General features: G+C 63.5%; 15 protein-coding genes. 9 read left to right on the forward strand and 6 right to left on the reverse strand.

Features of this window, described 5'->3' with window-relative positions; translation table 11 throughout:
- Positions 1-166: 166 nt before the first annotated feature.
- A complete protein-coding gene (locus V1286_RS36130; RefSeq protein ID WP_334488322.1) occupies positions 167-2,212 on the reverse strand; it encodes an AsmA family protein in 2,046 nt (681 codons plus the stop codon).
- 220 nt (positions 2,213-2,432) lie between these two features.
- On the opposite strand from V1286_RS36130, the gene V1286_RS36135 reads away from it, so the two are divergent.
- A complete protein-coding gene (locus V1286_RS36135; RefSeq protein WP_334488324.1) occupies positions 2,433-3,107 on the forward strand; it encodes a Crp/Fnr family transcriptional regulator in 675 nt (224 codons plus the stop codon).
- Between the two features lie 249 nt (positions 3,108-3,356).
- On the opposite strand, the gene V1286_RS36140 is transcribed toward V1286_RS36135, so the two are convergent.
- From V1286_RS36140 to V1286_RS36155, 4 genes are all read right to left on the reverse strand, one after another.
- Positions 3,357-6,506 (reverse strand): efflux RND transporter permease subunit, encoded by a 3,150-nt coding sequence (locus V1286_RS36140; RefSeq protein WP_334488326.1) that lies wholly within the window; start codon positions 6,504-6,506, stop codon positions 3,357-3,359.
- Positions 6,506-7,429 carry an efflux RND transporter periplasmic adaptor subunit gene (locus V1286_RS36145; RefSeq protein WP_334488327.1) on the reverse strand — a complete coding sequence of 308 codons (924 nt, stop codon included), beginning with the start codon at positions 7,427-7,429 and terminating at the stop codon, positions 6,506-6,508. The genes V1286_RS36140 and V1286_RS36145 overlap by 1 nt, the downstream gene beginning before the upstream one ends.
- Before the next feature lie 173 nt (positions 7,430-7,602).
- Complete coding sequence (locus V1286_RS36150) at positions 7,603-8,280, reverse strand: OmpA family protein (RefSeq protein WP_334488328.1); 678 nt, start codon at positions 8,278-8,280, stop codon at positions 7,603-7,605.
- A 148-nt stretch (positions 8,281-8,428) separates the two neighbouring features.
- Complete coding sequence (locus V1286_RS36155; RefSeq protein ID WP_334488330.1) at positions 8,429-9,901, reverse strand: caspase family protein; 1,473 nt, start codon at positions 9,899-9,901, stop codon at positions 8,429-8,431.
- A gap of 485 nt (positions 9,902-10,386) precedes the next feature.
- On the opposite strand from V1286_RS36155, the gene V1286_RS36160 reads away from it, so the two are divergent.
- From V1286_RS36160 to V1286_RS36170, 3 genes are all read left to right on the forward strand, one after another.
- Entirely contained in the window at positions 10,387-11,193 is an 807-nt protein-coding gene (locus V1286_RS36160) for an N-acyl homoserine lactonase family protein (RefSeq protein ID WP_334488332.1), read from the forward strand.
- A gap of 12 nt (positions 11,194-11,205) precedes the next feature.
- Positions 11,206-12,087, forward strand: a complete 882-nt coding sequence (locus V1286_RS36165) for an NAD(P)-dependent oxidoreductase (RefSeq protein ID WP_334488334.1) — start codon at positions 11,206-11,208, stop codon at positions 12,085-12,087.
- Positions 12,088-12,172: 85 nt separating this feature from the next.
- Positions 12,173-12,517 (forward strand): RidA family protein, encoded by a 345-nt coding sequence (locus V1286_RS36170; RefSeq protein WP_334488336.1) that lies wholly within the window; start codon positions 12,173-12,175, stop codon positions 12,515-12,517.
- A gap of 5 nt (positions 12,518-12,522) precedes the next feature.
- Here V1286_RS36170 and V1286_RS36175 read toward each other — a convergent pair whose 3' ends face one another.
- On the reverse strand, positions 12,523-13,038 hold the full coding sequence (locus V1286_RS36175) for a MarR family winged helix-turn-helix transcriptional regulator (RefSeq protein ID WP_334490158.1): 516 nt from the start codon (positions 13,036-13,038) through the stop codon (positions 12,523-12,525).
- Between the two features lie 138 nt (positions 13,039-13,176).
- Between V1286_RS36175 and V1286_RS36180 the strand changes: the two genes are divergently transcribed.
- The 5 genes from V1286_RS36180 (at position 13,177) to fahA (ending at position 18,839) form a co-directional block, all read left to right on the forward strand.
- Positions 13,177-14,790 carry an FAD-dependent oxidoreductase gene (locus tag V1286_RS36180; protein WP_334488339.1) on the forward strand — a complete coding sequence of 538 codons (1,614 nt, stop codon included), beginning with the start codon at positions 13,177-13,179 and terminating at the stop codon, positions 14,788-14,790.
- 9 nt (positions 14,791-14,799) lie between these two features.
- Entirely contained in the window at positions 14,800-15,030 is a 231-nt protein-coding gene (locus V1286_RS36185) for a DUF2783 domain-containing protein (protein ID WP_334488341.1), read from the forward strand.
- A 33-nt stretch (positions 15,031-15,063) separates the two neighbouring features.
- Complete coding sequence (locus V1286_RS36190; RefSeq protein ID WP_334488343.1) at positions 15,064-16,020, forward strand: MBL fold metallo-hydrolase; 957 nt, start codon at positions 15,064-15,066, stop codon at positions 16,018-16,020.
- Between the two features lie 2 nt (positions 16,021-16,022).
- Positions 16,023-17,369, forward strand: a complete 1,347-nt coding sequence (gene hmgA, locus V1286_RS36195) for a homogentisate 1,2-dioxygenase (RefSeq protein ID WP_334488345.1) — start codon at positions 16,023-16,025, stop codon at positions 17,367-17,369.
- A gap of 198 nt (positions 17,370-17,567) precedes the next feature.
- Positions 17,568-18,839: a fumarylacetoacetase gene (fahA, locus tag V1286_RS36200; protein ID WP_334488347.1), complete on the forward strand. Its 1,272-nt coding sequence runs from the start codon at positions 17,568-17,570 to the stop codon at positions 18,837-18,839.
- The last annotated feature ends 106 nt before the right edge of the window (positions 18,840-18,945 follow it).

Raw genomic sequence — 18,945 nt, forward strand, 5'->3', positions numbered from 1 at the left:
GTCATGCCCGGGCTTGCTTAACCTCGCCCCGCTTGCGGGGAGAGGTCGGATTGCGAAGCAATCCGGGTGAGGGGGTACAGGTCCATCAACGAGCCGCAGCATTCGCGGAGAGAGCCCCTCACCCCGACCCTCTCCCCGTGAAGAGCGGGGCGAGGGAGAGGCAGCTTCACCGGTTGAACAACTGCCGCATGATCTCGTTCATTGGCTGACTGTCCTGCTCGGCGGTCGTGTCGCTCGGCGGCGCAGGAGGAGCGGGCTCGGCCGGGGCGGCTTCGGTCGGCGCCTCGGGTGGCGAGGTACGGCTCGGGATGCTGCGCTGGCTGCCCGGCCGCGCGCCACCCTGGCCTTGGCTCTGGCCCAATCCGCTCAGGCCCTGCTGCAATAGATTGCCGATGGTCTCGCCGAGCTGGCCGCCAGCCGCGCCCTGTCCACCAGCACCGCCTTGCTGTCCGCCGGCCGCCCCCGGCTGTCCGCCAAGCAGGTTGCCGATCGCAGCCCCGAGGCCGGCGCCGTTCTGGCCGAACAGGCCCTTGCCCATCTCCTTCAGCTTGGCATAGGCGGCGTCGGGATTGTCGAGGATGCCCTGCATCTCCGGATAGATCCGTGGGCTCCCCCAAGGGCCCGAGATCATCACGGGGATGCCGAGCCCGACCGGATCGGTGACGCGGCCCTGGCCTTCGGTGGTCATCACGAGCTTCGGCTCGACGCGGAACCCGATCTGCTTGGTGCCGAGGTCGATGGTGCCTGCGCCGGTCATCTTGACCAGCGGGCCGACCAGGTTGAGGTCGGTGGTCTGCGCCTGTCCCTTGTCGATCTTGAACGACGCCGACAATTGCGAAAGGTCCGTCGCCTTCTCCGCGCTCTCCTGCCAGCCTGACAGCGTGCTCGCCGTCAGCGACCGGATCATCTGCGCGACATTGAGCCCCTTGATGGCGCCGTCCTGGAATACGACGAACGCAGTACCGGCCATGCTCGACATGATCGCGCGCTGGCTGGTGCCGGAGGAGCGCACGCTGACCTTCGCCTGCATCTTGCCGTCGATCCCGTCGAAATCGGCCAGGCCCTGCAGCAGCGGCAGCGCGCGCACGCCGGTGAGGTCGGCCCGCATCGCGTAGGTCGGATTGGCGGTGGAGACATCGACGGTCAGATCGCCATTGGCGTTGCCTTCATAGGCGCCGAGGTTGGAAACCTGCGCCTTCAGCACGCCGGTTGTGAGCGTGGCCTCGATCGCGGCGGGAGTGAAACGCGCGTCGCCGATGTTGAGCTCGGTCGCGGAAATGCGAGCCTGCAGGTCGACATAATTGAGGCCGTTGATGTCGATCGTCGCACTGCTCCAGGGTTGGCCTGAGGAATCGCCGGTGCTGCGCGTCGTCGCGATGGCGAGCTTCTGGAAATCGAGGTCGAGCTTAACCAGCGGCTTGCTCGAAAGATCGACCGAGGCCCAGCCGTTGAACGCGGCGTCGCCGAGCGCGCCGGTGACGCCGTTGATCATCACGACCGAGCCGTTGAGGCGGGCTTCGGCCTTGGCGGTGAGCGGGGCGCGCAACAGGTCGGGCGCGTCGATCTTGATCTCGGCCGGGATATTCTGCCGCTCGATCGGGGCTGCGGGCAGTGCCGCCTTGATATCGAATTTCAGCGGATAGCCGTTGCGGCGGGCGCTGCCCGACAGCACGACCTTGCGATCGGAATCGATCGTGATGTCGGCATTGACAGTCTCGATCCTGTTCTCGACGCGATCGCGCAGGTTGGAGAGCACGATGGTGCCGCCGGTGACGCTGATGTGCTCGATCGAGAAAGCCTCAGATGTCTTGCCGGCAGCGGGTTTCGAGGCAGGATTGGCCTCCCTCTCGCGCTCGCGTCTCAGCGGCAGGTTCACCACCGGGCGGATGATGACGAGTTCGGTGATCTGCGGCTTGCCGGCCCACAGGCTGGCGAGCGTCACGTCCGCTTCGATGCTTGCGGCCGCGAAGCGGCGGTTGATGTCGCGGTCCTTCTGATTCTGCAGCGTGACATCGTTCAGCGTGATGTTGAGCGATGGCCACAGGCCGACCTTGGCACCGCCATTGATGGCGAGCTTGTAGCCGGTCTCGCGCTCGACCCGCTCCTCGATCTGCGCCGTCAGGAAGCTGGACGGGACGCCGATCACCAGCAGCAGCGCGATGACGACGATCACGGCGGCAATGGCGACGCCGGCAAGTTTCAGTGCTTTCATATCGACATTCCAGACCGCGCAAACGGCACATATTTCGGTGGCGCGAGACGCGGGCGCAACCGGTCAGGCGAGCTTATCCCGGAAAGAGGATGGGGCCCAACAAGCCAAAAATATTCCCAGGGTACTGCAAAGTTATGTGACTTATGACACACTCGTTGGCGTGGGAATCTTGCTAACGGCCTGAGGGGGCGGGACCGGACTTATTTTGGAAGGTAGTACAATGAGCAAACAGGCCGAATTTGCGGTCATTTTGAAAATGAACCCGATGTTTGCGGATCTGGGCGCCGACGAATTGCAGCGCATCTCCGGCCTTTGCCACACCCAGCAGCTCGGCCTCGGCGAAATGCTGTTCCAGAAGGGCGATGCCGGCGATGCCCTGTACGGGGTCCGGCGCGGCCAGATCCGGATCGAGACCGGCGCCTCCGACGGCAGCCGCCTGACGCTGAATTTCATGGGGCCCGGCGATCTGTTCGGCGAGGTCGCCGTCCTCGACGGGGAGAGCCGCACTGCGGACGCAACCGCCGGCGAACCGTCGGAACTTTTCGTGCTGCGGCGCGAGGATTTCCTGGCCTTCCTTGAGCGCGAGCCGAAGGTCGCGATCAAGATCATGATGCTGTTGTGCCAGCGCATCCGCTGGCAGAGCGAGCGGATGGAGGAATCGGTGCTGCAGCCGCTGCCGGTTCGCCTGGCGCGAAGGCTCTGCGCGCTCGCCTCCGATTTCGGTTCCGAAGTGCACATCTCGCAGGAACAACTCGGCGTCTTCGTCGGCGCCGCCCGCGAGAGCGTCAACCGTCAATTGCAGCTCTGGCGCAAGGATGGCATTCTGGATCTGCAGCGCGGACGGATATTGCTGCAGAACATGACCAAGCTGACGGCGGTGGCGCGGAACGAGTAGGGGCTGCGGGGCGCTACATGCGCGCTTCGCGATCGTGCCAGAGAATGTCGGCCGCGCCGAAGCGGATCGCGAAGGATCATCCGATCCTGCGAGGTTGCGGCCGGGGCAATTCGTTGTCGGCCCCCCAGCTCGCAACCCATGCCTTGACCTCGTCAAACGGCACGGCAATCCGTGTCTGCCGAAAGTGGTCGTAACGGCGACGATCCTCAGCGATATCGGGACCGGCGAAATCGACCACCGAATGCTCTCTCACTCCGCCGCAGGCGACATCGCCGGCGGGCCCTTGGCGGGTGGCTCCTTGTGATGATCCGATCCGTGGCCTGCGGACTCCGTCTCTGCGCTGGAGACGATCAGCTTCTTGCCCAGCCGCCAGCACAGGGCGCCGAGATCGTCCATCACCATGAACATCGCCGGCACGAACACCAGCGACAGGATGGTGGAGAAGATCAGGCCACCGATCACGGCGAGGGCCATCGGCGAGCGGAATTCACCGCCGGCGCCAAACGCCAGCGCTGACGGCATCATGCCCGCGGCCATCGCGATCGTCGTCATCACGATCGGGCGCGCGCGCTTCATGCCGGCGTCGATGATGGCCTCGTCGCGCTTCTTGCCTTCGCGGATGGCTTCGACCGCGAACTCCACCAGCATGATGGCGTTCTTGGTGACGATGCCCATCAGCATCAGGATGCCGATCCAGACCGGCGTGGTGAGCTGCTTGCCGGTCAGCAGCAAGGCTGCGATCGCGCCGCCGATCGAGAGCGGCAGCGAGAACAGGATGGTGATCGGCTGCAGGAAGGTGCCGAACAGCAGCACCAGCACGGCGTAGACCATCATCAGGCCGGCGGTGATGGCGGTGGCAAAGCCTTCCGACAATTCGTTGAGGCTTTCGGCGTCGCCCGACGGGCTGACCTTCACGCCCTTCGGCAGGCTCTTCATGACCGGAAGGTCGTAGATCATCTTGGTGGCGTCGCCGAGCGCTGCGTTGCCGACGAGGTCGGCGGCCACCGTCGCCTGCCGTTCGCGGTCGTAACGGTTGATGCTGGTCGGGCCCTGATCGAGCTGGATGTCGGCGACAACCGACAGCGGCACGCCGCCACGCTCGCCGCGCTGGCCGAGCGGCACCCGCAATTGCTGCAGCATCTGCAGATCGCTGCGTGCATTGTCCTCGAGCTGGACGCGGATCGGCACCTGACGGTCGCCGGCATCGAATTTCGCCAAGGCCGGGCCGACGTCGCCAATGGTGGCGACACGAATTGTCTGCGACAGGCTCTCGGTGGAGACGCCGAGCCGCGCCGCCAGTTCGGCGCGCGGCCGGATACGCAGTTCAGGCCGGTCGAGCGAGGTTTCCGAAATCACGTTGGCGATGATCGGAATCCGCTTCATCTGCGTCGCCAGCTCGCTGGCGACGTTGTTGACGATGTTGCTGTCGACCCCCGTCACGACAAGCGAAATCGCGCGCAGGCCGTTCTCGTCGAGGAACCAGAAGCGGATGTCCGGAACGTTTTCCAGTTCCTGGCCGATCTCGAGCTCGAGTTGCCGCTGGGTGATCTTGCGATCGCCTTTCGGGGTGTAATTGATAATCAGCGCGGCGCGGCGCACTTCCTGTGTTCCCGGCGGCACCCTTCCACCATCGACGAAGATGCTCTTCACCTCGGGCCGCTTGCGCAGGCGGGCGACGATTTCCTCCGTCACCTTCTCGGTATAGGCGAGCTGCGAGCCCGGCGGCAGCTCCATCGCGAGCAGCGAGCGCGCGGTATCCTGCGCCGGCAGGAAGCCCTGCGGCAGCAGTGTGATGCTCCAGATCGAGGCTGCGAAGACGCCGAAGCCGATCAACACGGTGATGAAATAGTGCTTCACCGACCAGGTCACCAACTTGGTGTAGGTCTGCAGGATTCGCCCGGGCGGCGGGTCCTCGTGCGGGTGATCCTTGAGGAAGTAGGCGGCGAGCACCGGCGTGACGAAGCGCGCGGCAAGCAGCGAGAAGAACACCTGCACCGACACGGTGATGCCGAACTGCTTGAAGAACTGCCCGGCAATGCCGGACATGAAGCTGGCGGGAGCAAAGATCGCGATGATCGTCAGCGAGATCGCGATCACCGCGAGGCCGATTTCGTCGGCGGCTTCGAGTGCCGCGCGATAGGGCGATTTGCCCATGCGCATATGGCGTACGATGTTCTCGATCTCGACGATGGCGTCGTCGACCAGAATACCGGTCGACAGCGTGATGGCGAGGAAGGAGACCAGGTTCAGCGAGAAGCCGAGCAGGTCCATCGCCCAGAACGCGGGGAAGATCGATAGCGGCAGCGAGATCGCGGCGATGATAGTGGCGCGGATATCGCGCAGGAACAGCAGCACGACGATCACCGCAAGGATTGCGCCCTCGAACAAGGTCGAGATCGCCGCATCGTAGTTGCCCTTGGTGAAGTCGACCGAGGTATCGATCAGCTTCAGGTCGACGTCGGGATAGGCGACCTTCAGCGCATCGATTCGCTTCTGCACGGCGGCTGCAACCACGACGTCGCTGGCACCCTTGGAGCGCTTGATGCCGAGCGCCACCACCGGCTCGCCGTTGAAGCGGGCAAAAGTCCGGCGGTCGGCGATGGTGTCGGTGACGGTGCCGAGATCGTCGAGCCGCACCTCGCCGCCGCCGAACAGCGGGATCATGGTGCCGGCAAGTTCGTTCAGCGTCTTGGCGCCGGCCAGCGTGCGGATCGCCTGGTCGTTTTTGCCGATTTCGGCGCGGCCACCGGCGAGGTCGACATTGGTGCCGCGCAGGATCTGGCTGACATTGACGGCGGTCAGCCCCGCGGCCTGCAGCCGGTCGGGATCGAGCGAGACCAATATCTCGCGCTCGACACCGCCGATACGCTCGACTTGCGCCACGCCGCGCACGCCCTGCAGCGCGCGTTTGACGACGTCGTCGACGAAATAGGAAAGCTGCTCGGGCGTCTTGCCGGGCGAGATCGCAGCGTAGGTGACGATCGGCAGGCCGATCACGTCGACGCGCTGGATCAGCGGTTCGTTGACGTTTTGCGGCAGGTTGGAGCGAACGCGGGTGACGGCGTCCTTGACGTCATTGAGCGCGCGGTCGGTGTTGGTCTCCAGCGCGAACTGGATCGTGGTCACCGACAGGCCGTCGGTGATCGAGGATGAAATATGCCGCACGCCCTCGACGCCGGATACGCCGTCCTCGATGGTCTTGGTGACCTGGCTCTCCAGCTCGGCGGGAGCCGCGCCGAATTGCGCGACAGCGACTGAGATCACCGGAATGTCGGCGCTCGGCAGCCGCGTCACCGCGAGCTTGGTGAAGCTGACCCAGCCCAGCACCAGCAGGATGATCGAGAAGACAATCGAAGGCAGCGGGTTCCGGATCGACCATGCCGAGATATTCAAAGCCATTAGCGTGCCCGCGTGCGCTCGAGTTCATCGGCGAACATGGTCTTGACCTGGTCGCCGTCATGCAAAGAGGTGCCAGCATCGGCCACGACGGTTTCGCCGACGTCGAGGCCTTCAAGAATTTCGGTGGAGGTTTCGGAGGTCAGGCCGACGCGCACCCGTCGCGTCTCGATGGTGTTGCCTTTCACGACCTGTAGCGTCAGGCGGTCGATGGCGGTACGCGGGACGGCGACGCCGCAGGAGCGCTTGGCGTCGATATTGGCGCGGGCAAACATGCCGACCTTGAGGGAGGGATTGTTGTTCAGCGAAATCCGCACCTTGCCGAGCTGGGTGGTGCGGTCGATCTGCGGCGAGATCTGCCGGACCTTGCCGACAACATCGGGCGCGTCGTCACGGCTGATGCGCACCGTAGCACCCGGATTGAGCTTGAGCAGATGAACGCTCGGCACTTCGGCTTCGAGCTCGATTTCATTGTTCACGGAAATGCGGAACATCGGGCCGGCCTGCGGCGAGGCGGGAGCGCCGACCGCGGTCCTGACTTCGGTGACGAGGCCGGCGGCAGGTGCGCGTAGCGATATCGGCCCGGATCGGCCGCCGGGGGCTCCCGGCTGCTGCGGCGGCGCGGTGAGGCGCGCCAGTTCCTGATTTTCGGTGACCATATCGCCTTCCTTGACGAACAGGTCGGTGACCCTGGAGCCTTCCTGGTCGACGCCGACCTGGGCCTCGCGGCGCGGAACGATAAAGCCGGTGACCCGCACCATGTCGGAGAAGCAGGCATTGGTGGACTTGGTCACGACCACCAGCGCCTGACCCGGCGTGTCTTTTTCTTCCGCGCGCGGACGGTGCTCGAACCAGTAATAGCCGACGGCCAGAACGGCAACGAAAGCCACTCCGAGCGCAGGTTTGAGGTATTCGGAGAATTTCATCGCCGGATCAATCCAGACTGGAAGTCAAATCAAACAGGGCGCATTAGGCCGGCCGACGACCTGCAATGGAGCCCAAAACGAATACGTCCCGCACGGGTGCTGCGGGACGCATTGTAGCCGGAAACTATTGGTCGGCGCCACGCCCTTGCTTGCAGGTCCTTATTTGCAAGGCCTTATCTGGCTGCGTTCGACGCCGTGGCCTTGTTTTCCATGTTGACCACCTGGACGCGGCGGTTCACTTCCGCCATCGGCTGGCCCGGATCCTTGAGCTTGCTCTTGCCATATCCGACGGTGACGAGATCGGTGCCGTTGATGCCATATTTGTCGACGAGATAGCGCTTGATCGCGTCGGCGCGGCGCTCGGAGAGATCCTGGTTGTAGGCATCGCCGCCGGCAGCGTCGGTATGGCCGGCGACCACGAAGGTCGAGCCCTTGAGATCATTGTTGGTGAGCGCGCGGCCGAGCGCCTGAACCGACGGCAGCGACTTCGCGCTGATATCGGCCGAGTTGTAGTCGAAGTTGATCTCCAGATCGATCTTCGGCTTGTCCTTGACGATGGCGGCGATCTCTTCGCGCTCGGCGCTCGAAAGCGACCGCGTGGAGCGACCGCGGATCTTCTGGACGAACTTGCCCTCGGCGGCGGTTACGGCCGGGTCGACGGTGGTCTGCGGGCCGGTCGATAGGCCGCGGGTCAGCGGCTTCTTCTCGGGCGCCAGCGCGCGGACAATCTGATCCTCGGTGACGTTCTTGTCCTGGGCCAGGGCGGTTCCCGCGCCAAGGGAAATTGCGGCGCCGAGCGTTGCAACCGAGACGATTGCGGTAAAGGTTTTCGCTGCCGAGATATTTGCCATTGCCAGTCCCCCTCCTGAGGGCTTCCCACGCGGTTCCAACGTCATCCAAATGAGCTGCCAGACCTTGGGTTGCGGCCCGCTGCTTTATTTTAGTCTGGGCGCCCGCCACAGGGTTCGAGGGGCCGCCAGCCTTCGTCTAAAAAAATCGTCACTGCACCCCGTAATCGGCGAATTCCTTGACGATATTGGGGTCCATCGCCTTCGCATTGTTAATATCCAGGTCGCCTTCCGAAATTGAGCCGTTGCGTTTCTTGGCAAGGCCCCGTCCATACAGCGACGACGTCAATCTCGGGTTGATCTTGAGAGCGGCATCGAAATCAGCGATTGCATTCTTGTTCTGGCCGCTCTTCAGGTTGACGAGGCCGCGGCTGTCGAGTGCATCCACGAAATTCGGTCGCAGCCGAAGCGCTTCGTTGCAATCCTTCAGGGCCGCCTGCAGGTCGCCGATCACCGTGCGCGCCCAGCAGCGGTTGTTGAAGGCTTCCACATCCTTCGGGTTCAGCCGCAGCGAATTGTTGAAGTCCTTGATGGCGAGCTCGTAGGCGCCTTTGCTCGCATAGACCTGCCCGCGCCGGTACAGCGCAGCCGCATCGTCCGGATTTTCGTTGAGCTTGGCGTTCAGGCTCTTGATGGTCGGATCGTCGGCAAGCGCGACCGCGGTCGGACTGGGGCTCTCGGCCGGTTTGGCCGGCGGCGGGGGTGGAGGAATCGCGGCTTCAGCCGGTTTTGGCGACGCGGGCGGCGGCGGAGGTGCCGGTGCGGCCACCACCGGTGGCGGTGCAGGCGCAGGCGAGGGAGCAGGAGCAGGTGGCGCTGCAGGCGCCGTGGCCACCGGAGTCTGCGGCGGGCTCGCCGGCCGCGGGCCTGAGCCGCCGGGGATGAAGGAGAAATCCTCGGCCAGCGACGACGAAATCCACGGCACCTGTTCCTGGCGCGAGGCGCGGGTTACGCCGACACGGGTGCGATTGAGCGTTTCCTCCGCCATCAAATCGGGAGTGCGGATTTCCTTCAGCAGCTCTTTTACGAACAGGCTGCGGTCGCTGCCATTGTCGGAAACGACGGACGAGAGCGCAGCCGAATACATCACCAGCGTGCCGTTCGGCGCAATCACCGGCGCAAGGCCGGCGGAAAAGCTGCGGAACCGACGTTCGAACGGATTGCGCCTGGAGGCATCGATCAGCGCGATCTTGACGCCGGCGCCGCGGCTGTTGATCTCCCCCAGCACGGTCTCGAGGCTGAAACCGTCACGGCGGACGTCGGGCTCGGTCCAGATCTGAGCATCGACGGGGATCATGTAGCTCTGGCGGCTCGATTGCACGCCAAAGCCGGAGAAGAATATCAGTGCCACCGAGCCGGGCTTGATCTTGCCATACAGGCGCTCGAAAGCGCGGCGCATCTGCTCGCCGGTGAGGTTCTCGCCGATATCGACATTGAAACCGTCGCGCTTGAGCTCTTCGGCGATGTCGCGCGCATCGTTGATCGGCTCCTTCAGCGGCGCCTCGGCGTCCGGATATTTCGCGTTGCCGATCACGAGCGCATAGCGCTCACCGGCTGCGAACGACGGGGCCACCGACGCAACGAAAAAAAACAATGTGAGGAGTAATGCGAGGCGGATTTTCATAATGACGGCAGTCCAGATCACGGCAGTCCAGCCAAAATAGCGCCGATGCCAGCTCGCGCCGCGGCGACCTTACTCTACGCTATCAGCATTATCAAACCGCGCCCGCAGTCCGTCAACCGCTTGCAACCGCTTGCGATGTCGTCACTAATTGCGACAATTAACCGCGATGGGACTCGGCGAATGGAGGGAATAAGTGGCGCTCCGGCAACGGTCGGCCACAGATCACGAAGGCGATCTGAAGAGTTCCTTTCGGCCTGCGTGCGCCGCCACCGGGCCTCGCTGTTTGGCAAGCCCGATGACAAGCTTCGGCGGGGATCAAGTTCGCCGCCCGCGCTCCATTCCGTCGATGGTAATGTGATCCCTCTCACATAGCGTGCCGCCCGGTCGTGCGGCTGTCATTCGTCTTCCGGGTTTGACCTTTGCGGATGACAATGGCTTGTTGCCGTGATCGGCCAATCCAAACATCCAAGAAAAAAGTGACACCGATGGGAAATGCCTACGAAATCTACGCGCTGCGCTATGCGACAATGTCGCCGCGCACCCCCCATTTGAATTTTCTGATCCCCGATCCGCACGAGACCACGGCGCAGGATCTGGATTATTTCGTCTGGCTGATCCGAGGGGGTGGCCGCGACATCCTGGTCGATACCGGCTTCAATGCCGAAGAGGCGAAGGCGCGCTCGCGCAAGCTGACGCTCAATCCGGTCGACGCGCTGGCGAATTTCGGCGTCGCCGCCGACACCATTCGCGACGTGATCGTCACCCATTTGCATTACGACCACGCCGGCAATCTCGATCGCTTCCCGAACGCGCGGTTTCATCTGCAGGACCGCGAGATGAGCTACGCGACCGGACGCTGCATGTGCAACGGCATGCTGCGGCATCCTTTTTCGGTCGAGCACGTCACCACGATGGTGCGCCATGTCTACGGCGAGCGCGTCACCTTTCATTCCGGCGATGGCGAAATCGCGCCCGGCGTGACGGTGCATCGCGTGGGCGGCCATTCCGACGGGTTGCAGGTGGTGCGCGTGGAAACGGCGCGCGGGCCGGTGGTGCTGGCGTCGGACGCGGCGCATTACTATGCCAATCTGCAGAAGCGCAGCCCGTTTCCGATCGTCTACAATGTCGGCGATATGGCGCAGGGCTGGGAAATCGTCGAGCGGCTTGCCGGGCATCCCGACCGTTTCATTCCCGGCCACGATCCGATCGTGAGCGAGATCTATCCGCGCGCCAGCGACAAGGTCGATGCGTTCGCGCTGCACCTGGCGCCATCACGCTCGTTCGCAAAATAGCTGATGGTTGTGATGTCAACGTACAAGACGATCGGCTTCATCGGCCTCGGCGTGATGGGCGAGCCGATCTGCCGCAATCTCGTGAAGAAGAGCGGCAAACGCGTCCTCGCCTTTGATCTGTCGCCGGAGCCATTGGCGCGGCTGCGGGCCGACGGTACCGACGTCGCGGCCTCCGTTGCCGACGTCATCAAGCAAAGCGAGCTGCTGTTCCTGTGCCTGCCAAGCGCGAAGCATGTGCGCGCGGTATTCGAAGGCGACGGCATTCTCAAGAACGTCCGGAGCGGGCAGGTCGTGGTCGATCTCGGCACGTCCTCGGTCAGCCAGACCCGCGATTTTGCCCGGCAGTTGCAAGCCAAAGGCGCTGCCTGGGCCGATGCGCCGATCGCGCGCACGCGACAGGCGGCGCAGGACGGCACGCTCAGCGTGATGGTCGGAGCAACGCCCGCGCTTTACGCTGAGATCGAGCCGCTGATCCGCTGCTTTGCGACCGACATCACCCATTGCGGCGAGGTCGGCGCGGGGCAGGTCACGAAAATTCTCAACAACATGGTGCTGTTCGAAACCGTCAACGCGCTGGCCGAGGCGGTTGCGGTGGCGAAGCACAATGGCGTCAATCCAAAACTGCTGCTCGATACGCTTTCAAAGGGCTCGGCCGACAGTTTTGCGCTACGCAATCACGGCATGAAGGCGATCGTGCCCGGTGATTTTCCGGAGCGCGCGTTCTCGACCGAATATGCGCTGAAGGATTTGTCTTACGCGCTGGAGCTGGCGTCCGACGCCGGCATCAGAATTCGCGGCGCGGAATTGATCGGCAAGGTGCTGCAGGAAGCCATCGATGCCGGTTCAGGGGATAATTATTTTCCTGTCATCGCGAAGCACATTGATCGGTTGTGAACGTCGTCATTCCGGGTTCGATGCTCCGCATCGCCCCGGAATGAGGTGCACACCACACTTTGATAGTCGCTAACTGGAGGCAACCATGATCAGCCGCTTTCCCGGGCTCACGCCAACCCGCAGCCGCGCCGTCGCTCATGACGATCTGGTTTTCACGGTGGCGGTCGCGCCCGATCCGGTCAGTCCCTCGATGTACGAGCAAAGCGCAAAGGCGCTCGCCCGGATCGACGAAAGCCTCGCGCTGTGTGGCACGGACAAGAGCAAGATCCTCTCGGCCATCGTCTATATCACCGACATCAAGCGCAAGGGCGAGATGAACCGCGCCTGGGACGAATGGGTCGATACCAAAAATCCGCCGATGCGCGCCTGCATCGGCGTCGATCTCGAGCCGCCGCACATCGTGGAGATCGTGGTGACGGCAGTGAAGTGAGCCGGTCAGTAGGCTTCCTTCGCGTCCGCCTCTTCGCTGGTCTGCACCAGATCGAGGCTCTGCTCGATCTTGCCCAGCAGCCGCGCGAAATCGCGCCGCTCCTGCGCGGAGAGGCATGACAATATCTCCTGCTCCCTGCGCAACAAGCGCGGGATCAGTTCCTCGTAGAGCGTTGCGCCCTTGCGCGTCAGGCGCAGCCGGAATTCGCGGCGGTCGTCCTCGTTCTCGACGCGCTCGACAATCTGCCGCTTCATCAGCGACGTGACCGCGCGGCTGATGGTGGATTTGTGGGTGCGGGTGCACTGGGCGATGTACTGCGCGCTGCAGGCATCGTGGCGGAAGCCGAGCGTCGCCAGCACGCGCCATTCCGGAATATCGAGCCCGTAGCGGACCGCATACTCCGCCGACAGCGCCGAACTGACCTCGGCCGCGAGCCGGTTCAGCCGGAACGGGACGAACTCAAAGAGATCCAGCCTGGCGTCCTTCTTCGACGCGCTTTCGTCACGCGGACCGGTGGCCACCTCGCTTGAAGACGCTTTCGGCAAAGATAGCCTCGATTTGAGTTGACGCCGGACCCGGCTCGGGGTTTAAAGATAGTTGCAGGTGCGACTAATTTAACAGGATCGCACGCCCTTGGCTAGTCAGGGGATTGAGCCCGCATGGCGCAGACTAATACCCAGTTCGGCTATCGCCGCCACCCCGATCAGGACCGGGCGGGGCCAAATCCGGCCGAACACGCCGTCGTCGTGGTCGGCGCGGGTCCCGTGGGGCTGTCGCTGGCGATCGATCTGGCGCAGCGCGGGCAATCCGTCGTGCTGCTCGACGATGCCGACCGGATCGGCGAGGGCTCGCGGGCGATTTGCTTCTCAAAACGCTCGCTCGAATTCTGGGACCGGCTCGGCATCGGCCAGCGCATGGTCGACAAGGGCGTGGTGTGGAGCGTCGGCAAGATCTTTCATGGTGAGCAGTTGCTCTACCAGTTCAATCTGCTGCCCGAGCAGGGGCACAAGCGGCCGGCTTTTATCAACCTGCAGCAATTCTATGCCGAGGCCTATCTGGTCGACCGCGTCGGCGAGCTTCCAGCAATCGACCTGCGCTGGCGCAACAAGGTGACGGGGCTCGATCCGCGCAACGACCACGTGGCTTTGACGATCCAGACGCCTGATGGTCCGTATCGGCTGAATGCGCAGTATGTCATCGCCTGCGACGGCGCGCGCTCGTCGCTGCGACAGATGGTGGGTGCGGAATTTGAGGGCCAGGTGTTCGAGGACCAGTTCCTGATCGCCGACGTCAAGATGACAGCCGCGTTTCCGACCGAGCGCTGGTTCTGGTTCGATCCGCCGTTCCACGCCGGGCGCTCCGCGCTGTTGCACAAGCAGCCCGACGACATCTGGCGGATTGATCTGCAACTCAATCGTTTTGCCGATCCCGCTGTCGAAAAACTGCCGGAGAACGTGCGGCCGCGCATCGCGCGCATGCTTGGGCACGACAAGTTCGATTTCGAATGGATCTCGCTGTACAAATTCCAGTGCCGGCGGATGAACAAGTTCATCCATGGCCGGGTGATTTTTGCCGGCGATGCCGCGCACCAGGTCTCGCCGTTCGGCGCCCGCGGCGCCAATTCGGGCCTCGAAGACGCCGAAAATATTGCGTGGAAGCTCGATCGCGTGCTGCGGGGAACATCGCCCGAGGCGCTGCTCGAGAGCTATCACACCGAGCGCAGCGCTGCCGCCGACGAGAACATCCGCGAGTCCACGCGCTCGACCGACTTCATGGCGCCGGTGACAGCGCAGGAGGCGCGGCTGCGCAAGGCGGTGCTGTCGCTCGCCAAGGAAAGCGAATTCGGCAAGCGCATGGTGAACGGGGGGCGTCTCTCGACGCCATCGATCTACGCGACACCGCTCTCGACCGCCGACGGCGATTCCTGGCGCGGCGGCCCGCAACCCGGGGCCTCGATGCAGGATGCGCCGGTCGCCGCCGCAAACGGTGAGCCGATGTTCCTGACGGATGCCTTCATCAAGAGTGGAACGCGGTTCACACTGCTGGAGTTTGGCAATGGTGCGGCTGCGGAAATACCGGAAGGGGTGGGCGTCATCCGCATTGGCGGCGATGGCGGCTTGACCGATGCCGCGGGCCTTGCTGCGGCGCGTTACGATGCCGAACCGGGCTCTGCCTATTTGCTGCGGCCTGATGGCTACGTCGCGGCGCGTTTCCGCAAGCCGTCACGATCGGCAGTCGATGCGGCGCTGTCGCGCGCGTCCGGCCTGAACTGAGGTTTTGTCATGGCGCTGTCGACCAGTTCGAATTTTGCCAAGCCTGACGACGCATTTCGCGCCGTCGTCGAGGCGCATCGCGGACTGAGCGAGGCGCAAAGCGCCGATCTCGACGCGGCGCTGGTTCTGGTGCTGGCCAACCACATCGGCGACCTCGATGTGCTGAACGAGGCCATCGCCCTTGCCAAGCGGCGGATGCTCGATGCGAGCCAGCAACAGCAGCAACAACAGCAGCAATAATTCACATCTCGAACGAAGTCAGGAATCGAATTGATGGCCAAAGGTTTCGCGTCCACCACGGATCTCGCCGAGAAGAAGATCACCTTCTCCGAAATCGGCACTGATCTTTACGCGTTCACCGCCGAGGGCGATCCGAACTCGGCGATCATTGTCGGCGATGACGGCTGCCTGGTGTTCGACGCGCAGGCGACGCCGGCGATGGCGAACAAGGTGATCGAGCGCGTTCGCACCGTTACCGACAAGCCGATCAAGTACGTCGTGCTGTCGCATTACCACGCCGTGCGCGTGCTCGGCGCTTCTGCCTACAAGGCGCAGGGAATCGTGGCGTCAGCAGAAACCCATCGGCTGATCGAGGAGCGCGGCCAGCAGGATTGGGATTCCGAATATGGCCGATTTCCTCGCCTGTTCCAGGATGCGCAGAGCATCCCCGGCCTGACCTGGCCGACGCTGACTTTTGAGGGCGAGATGTCGATCTATCTGGGCAAACGCGAGGTGCGTTTGATGCAGCTCGGCGCGGGGCATACCTCGGGCGACATCGTGGCCTGGGTGCCGGATGCGGAAGTGATGTTCTCGGGTGACCTCATCGAATACCACTCGGCCTGTTATTGCGGCGACGCGCATTTGCGCGAATGGCCGGCCACGCTGAATGAAATTCGCGCCTTCAATCCGAAGGCGATCGCGCCGGGCCGTGGCGATGCGCTCAAAGGTCTTTCGACCGGTCGCGACGCGATTGCGATGACGCGCGATTTTGTCACCTCGCTCTACGGCGCAGCAGAAAGCTCGGTCGCCAAGGGCCGCACGCTGAAGGAGACCATGGCCGCGACGCGCGAGGTGATGGACCCGAAATTCTCCAGCTTCGCCATTTATGAGCATTGCCTGCCGTTCAACGTCTCGCGCGCGTTCGACGAAGCATCGGGGATCGACGATCCCGTGATCTGGACCGACAAGCGCGATCAGGAAATGTGGGCCGCCCTGCAAGGAGGAGGATGACCATGAATATCAACACCTCGCCTGATCAGATGGTTCGAGGCACCGGGCAATTGACGCCGGGCTACATGTCCGGCTTCGGCAACAGTTTTGAGACCGAGGCGTTGTCCGGCGCGCTGCCGATGGGGCGCAACTCGCCGCAGCGCTGCGCCTACGGGCTCTATGCCGAGCAGCTTTCCGGCTCGCCGTTCACCGCGCCGCGCGGCAGCAATGAGCGCTCATGGCTTTATCGGATTCGCCCATCGGTGAAGCATTCAGGGCGCTTTGCCAAAGCCGATACCGGGCTGTGGCGCACCGCGCCATGCCACGAATATGAACTGCCGATCGCACAGCTGCGCTGGGACCCGGCGCCGATCCCTGGGGAGGACATGACCTTCCTGCAGGGCGTGCAGACCATGACCACGGCGGGCGATGCCAACACCCAGGCCGGCATGGCGGCGCATGTCTATCTCATCACGAAGTCGATGGTCGATCAGCACTTCTACAATGCCGACGGCGAGATGATGTTCGTGGCCCAGCAGGGCAATCTGCGTCTTGTCACCGAATTCGGCCGTATCGACATTGAACCCGGCGAGATCGCGGTGATCCCGCGCGGCGTGAAATTCCGCGTCGAGATTCCGTCAGGACCCGCGCGTGGCTATCTCTGCGAGAATTATGGCGGCGCCTTCAAGCTGCCCGAACGGGGGCCGATCGGCGCCAACTGCCTCGCCAATTCGCGCGACTTCCTCACGCCCGTAGCGGCTTACGAGGACAAGGACACGCCGACCGAACTCTACGTGAAATGGGGCGGCTCGCTGTTCAAGACGACCTTGCCGCATTCGCCGATCGACGTGGTGGCGTGGCACGGCAATTATGCGCCCTACAAATACGATCTGCGCACGTTCTCGCCGGTCGGCGCCATCGGCTTCGACCATCCCGATCCCTCGATCTTCACGGTGCTGACCTCGCCGTCGGAGACCGCGGGTACCGCCAACATCGACTTCGTGATTTTCCCGGAACGCTGGGCGGTCGCCGAAAACACTTTCCGTCCGCCATGGTATCACATGAACATCATGTCGGAGTTCATGGGGCTGATCTACGGCGTCTACGACGCCAAGCCGGAAGGTTTTGTCCCCGGCGGTATCAGCCTGCACAACATGATGCTGCCGCATGGCCCGGATCGCCAGGCGTTCGATCACGCCAGCAATGGCGAGTTGAAGCCGGTGAAGCTGACTGGCACCATGGCCTTCATGTTCGAGACGCGATACCCGCAGCGCGTCACCGCGCATGCGGCGAAGTCGGGGACCTTGCAGGGTGACTACGCCGATTGCTGGAAGGGCTTGGAGAAGCGGTTCGATCCGACCAAGCCGTGATCTTACCCTCCCCTGGAGGGGGAGGGTCGACGCTCATGAAATGAGCGGCGGGGTGGGGTGACGGTCTCTCCGCATCGAACAGTGCCCGAGTTGAGAGATCACCCCACCCCGTCTCATACTTCGCTGCGCTCAATATGAGCCGACCCTCCCCCTCCAGGGGAGGGTGAAAAAAGCGCCGCTGCGTCTCACGAGGAAACCATGCCCCATCCCAACGATCCCTCGCTCCGCTCCTTCATTCCCGTCGACGCCACGTCTCATTTCCCGATCCAGAATCTCCCCTACGGCGTATTCTCCGCCAAGGACGGGCTCGCCCCGCGCGTCGGCGTCGCGATCGGCGATTACGTGCTCGATCTCTGGCAGCTCGCGCAGGACTGCCGCTTCGATGTCGTCGAGCCGGCGGTGTTCGCAGCACCTCAACTCAATCCGTTCATGGCGCTGGGACCAAAAGTCTGGTCGAACACGCGCGCGCGGATCAGCGAGCTTCTGCGGCAGGATCATCCGGAACTGCGCGACAATGAGAGCTTGCGCAAGCGCGCGCTGGTGCCGATGGCTGACGTCAAGCTGCACATGCCGTTCGCCGTCTCCGGCTATACCGATTTCTATTCATCCAGGGAGCACGCCACCAATGTCGGCGTGATGTTCCGCGGCAAGGACAACGCGCTGCAGCCGAACTGGCTGCATATGCCGATCGGCTACAACGGCCGCGCGTCGACCGTCGTGGTCAGCGGCACGCCGGTGCGCCGTCCGCGCGGACAGTTGAAGCCGCCGAGCGCCGAGGTCCCGAGTTTCGGGCCATGCAAGCGGCTCGATTTCGAGCTGGAAATGGGCGTGATCGTCGGCCAGCCGTCGGTGATGGGCGAAATGCTGACTGAGAAGCAGGCGGAAGAGATGATCTTCGGCTTCGTGATCCTGAACGACTGGAGCGCGCGCGACATCCAGCAGTGGGAGTATGTGCCGCTCGGCCCGTTCCAGGCCAAGGTGTTCGCGACATCGATCAGCCCATGGCTGGTGACGCGCGAGGCGCTGGAGCCATTTCGATTGCACGGTCCCGCGCAGGATCCAAAACCGCTGCCGTATCTTCAGCAGGTGCAGCCGAACAATTACGACATGGCGCTCGAGGTCGGCCTGCGCGCGACGCAGATGAATGCGCCCCAAAACATCAGCCGCACCAATTTCAAATACATGTACTGGTCGTCGGTGCAGCAGCTCGTGCACCATGCTTCAAGCGGCTGCGCCATGAATGTCGGCGATCTCTTAGGGAGCGGCACCATCTCGGGTCCGGAAAAGGATCAGCGCGGCAGCCTGCTTGAAATAAGCTGGAACGGCACCGAACCGGTGGAGTTGGCCGCGGGCGTGAAACGGACGTTCCTGGAGGACGGGGATTCGCTCGTGATGCGCGGCTGGTGCCAGGGCGACGGCTACCGCGTCGGCTTTGGCGAGGTCGAGGGGACGATTTTGGCGGCGGAGTGACGCAGTGCCGTAGGGTGGGCAAAGGCGCATTTGCGCCGTGCCCACCATCCCGCTCCGTGCAAGAGTGGTGGGCACGCTTCGCTTTGCCCACCCTACATCGCTCGCA

It is taken from the genome of Bradyrhizobium algeriense (genome assembly GCF_036924595.1).
In the GTDB taxonomy this organism is placed as follows: domain Bacteria; phylum Pseudomonadota; class Alphaproteobacteria; order Rhizobiales; family Xanthobacteraceae; genus Bradyrhizobium; species Bradyrhizobium algeriense.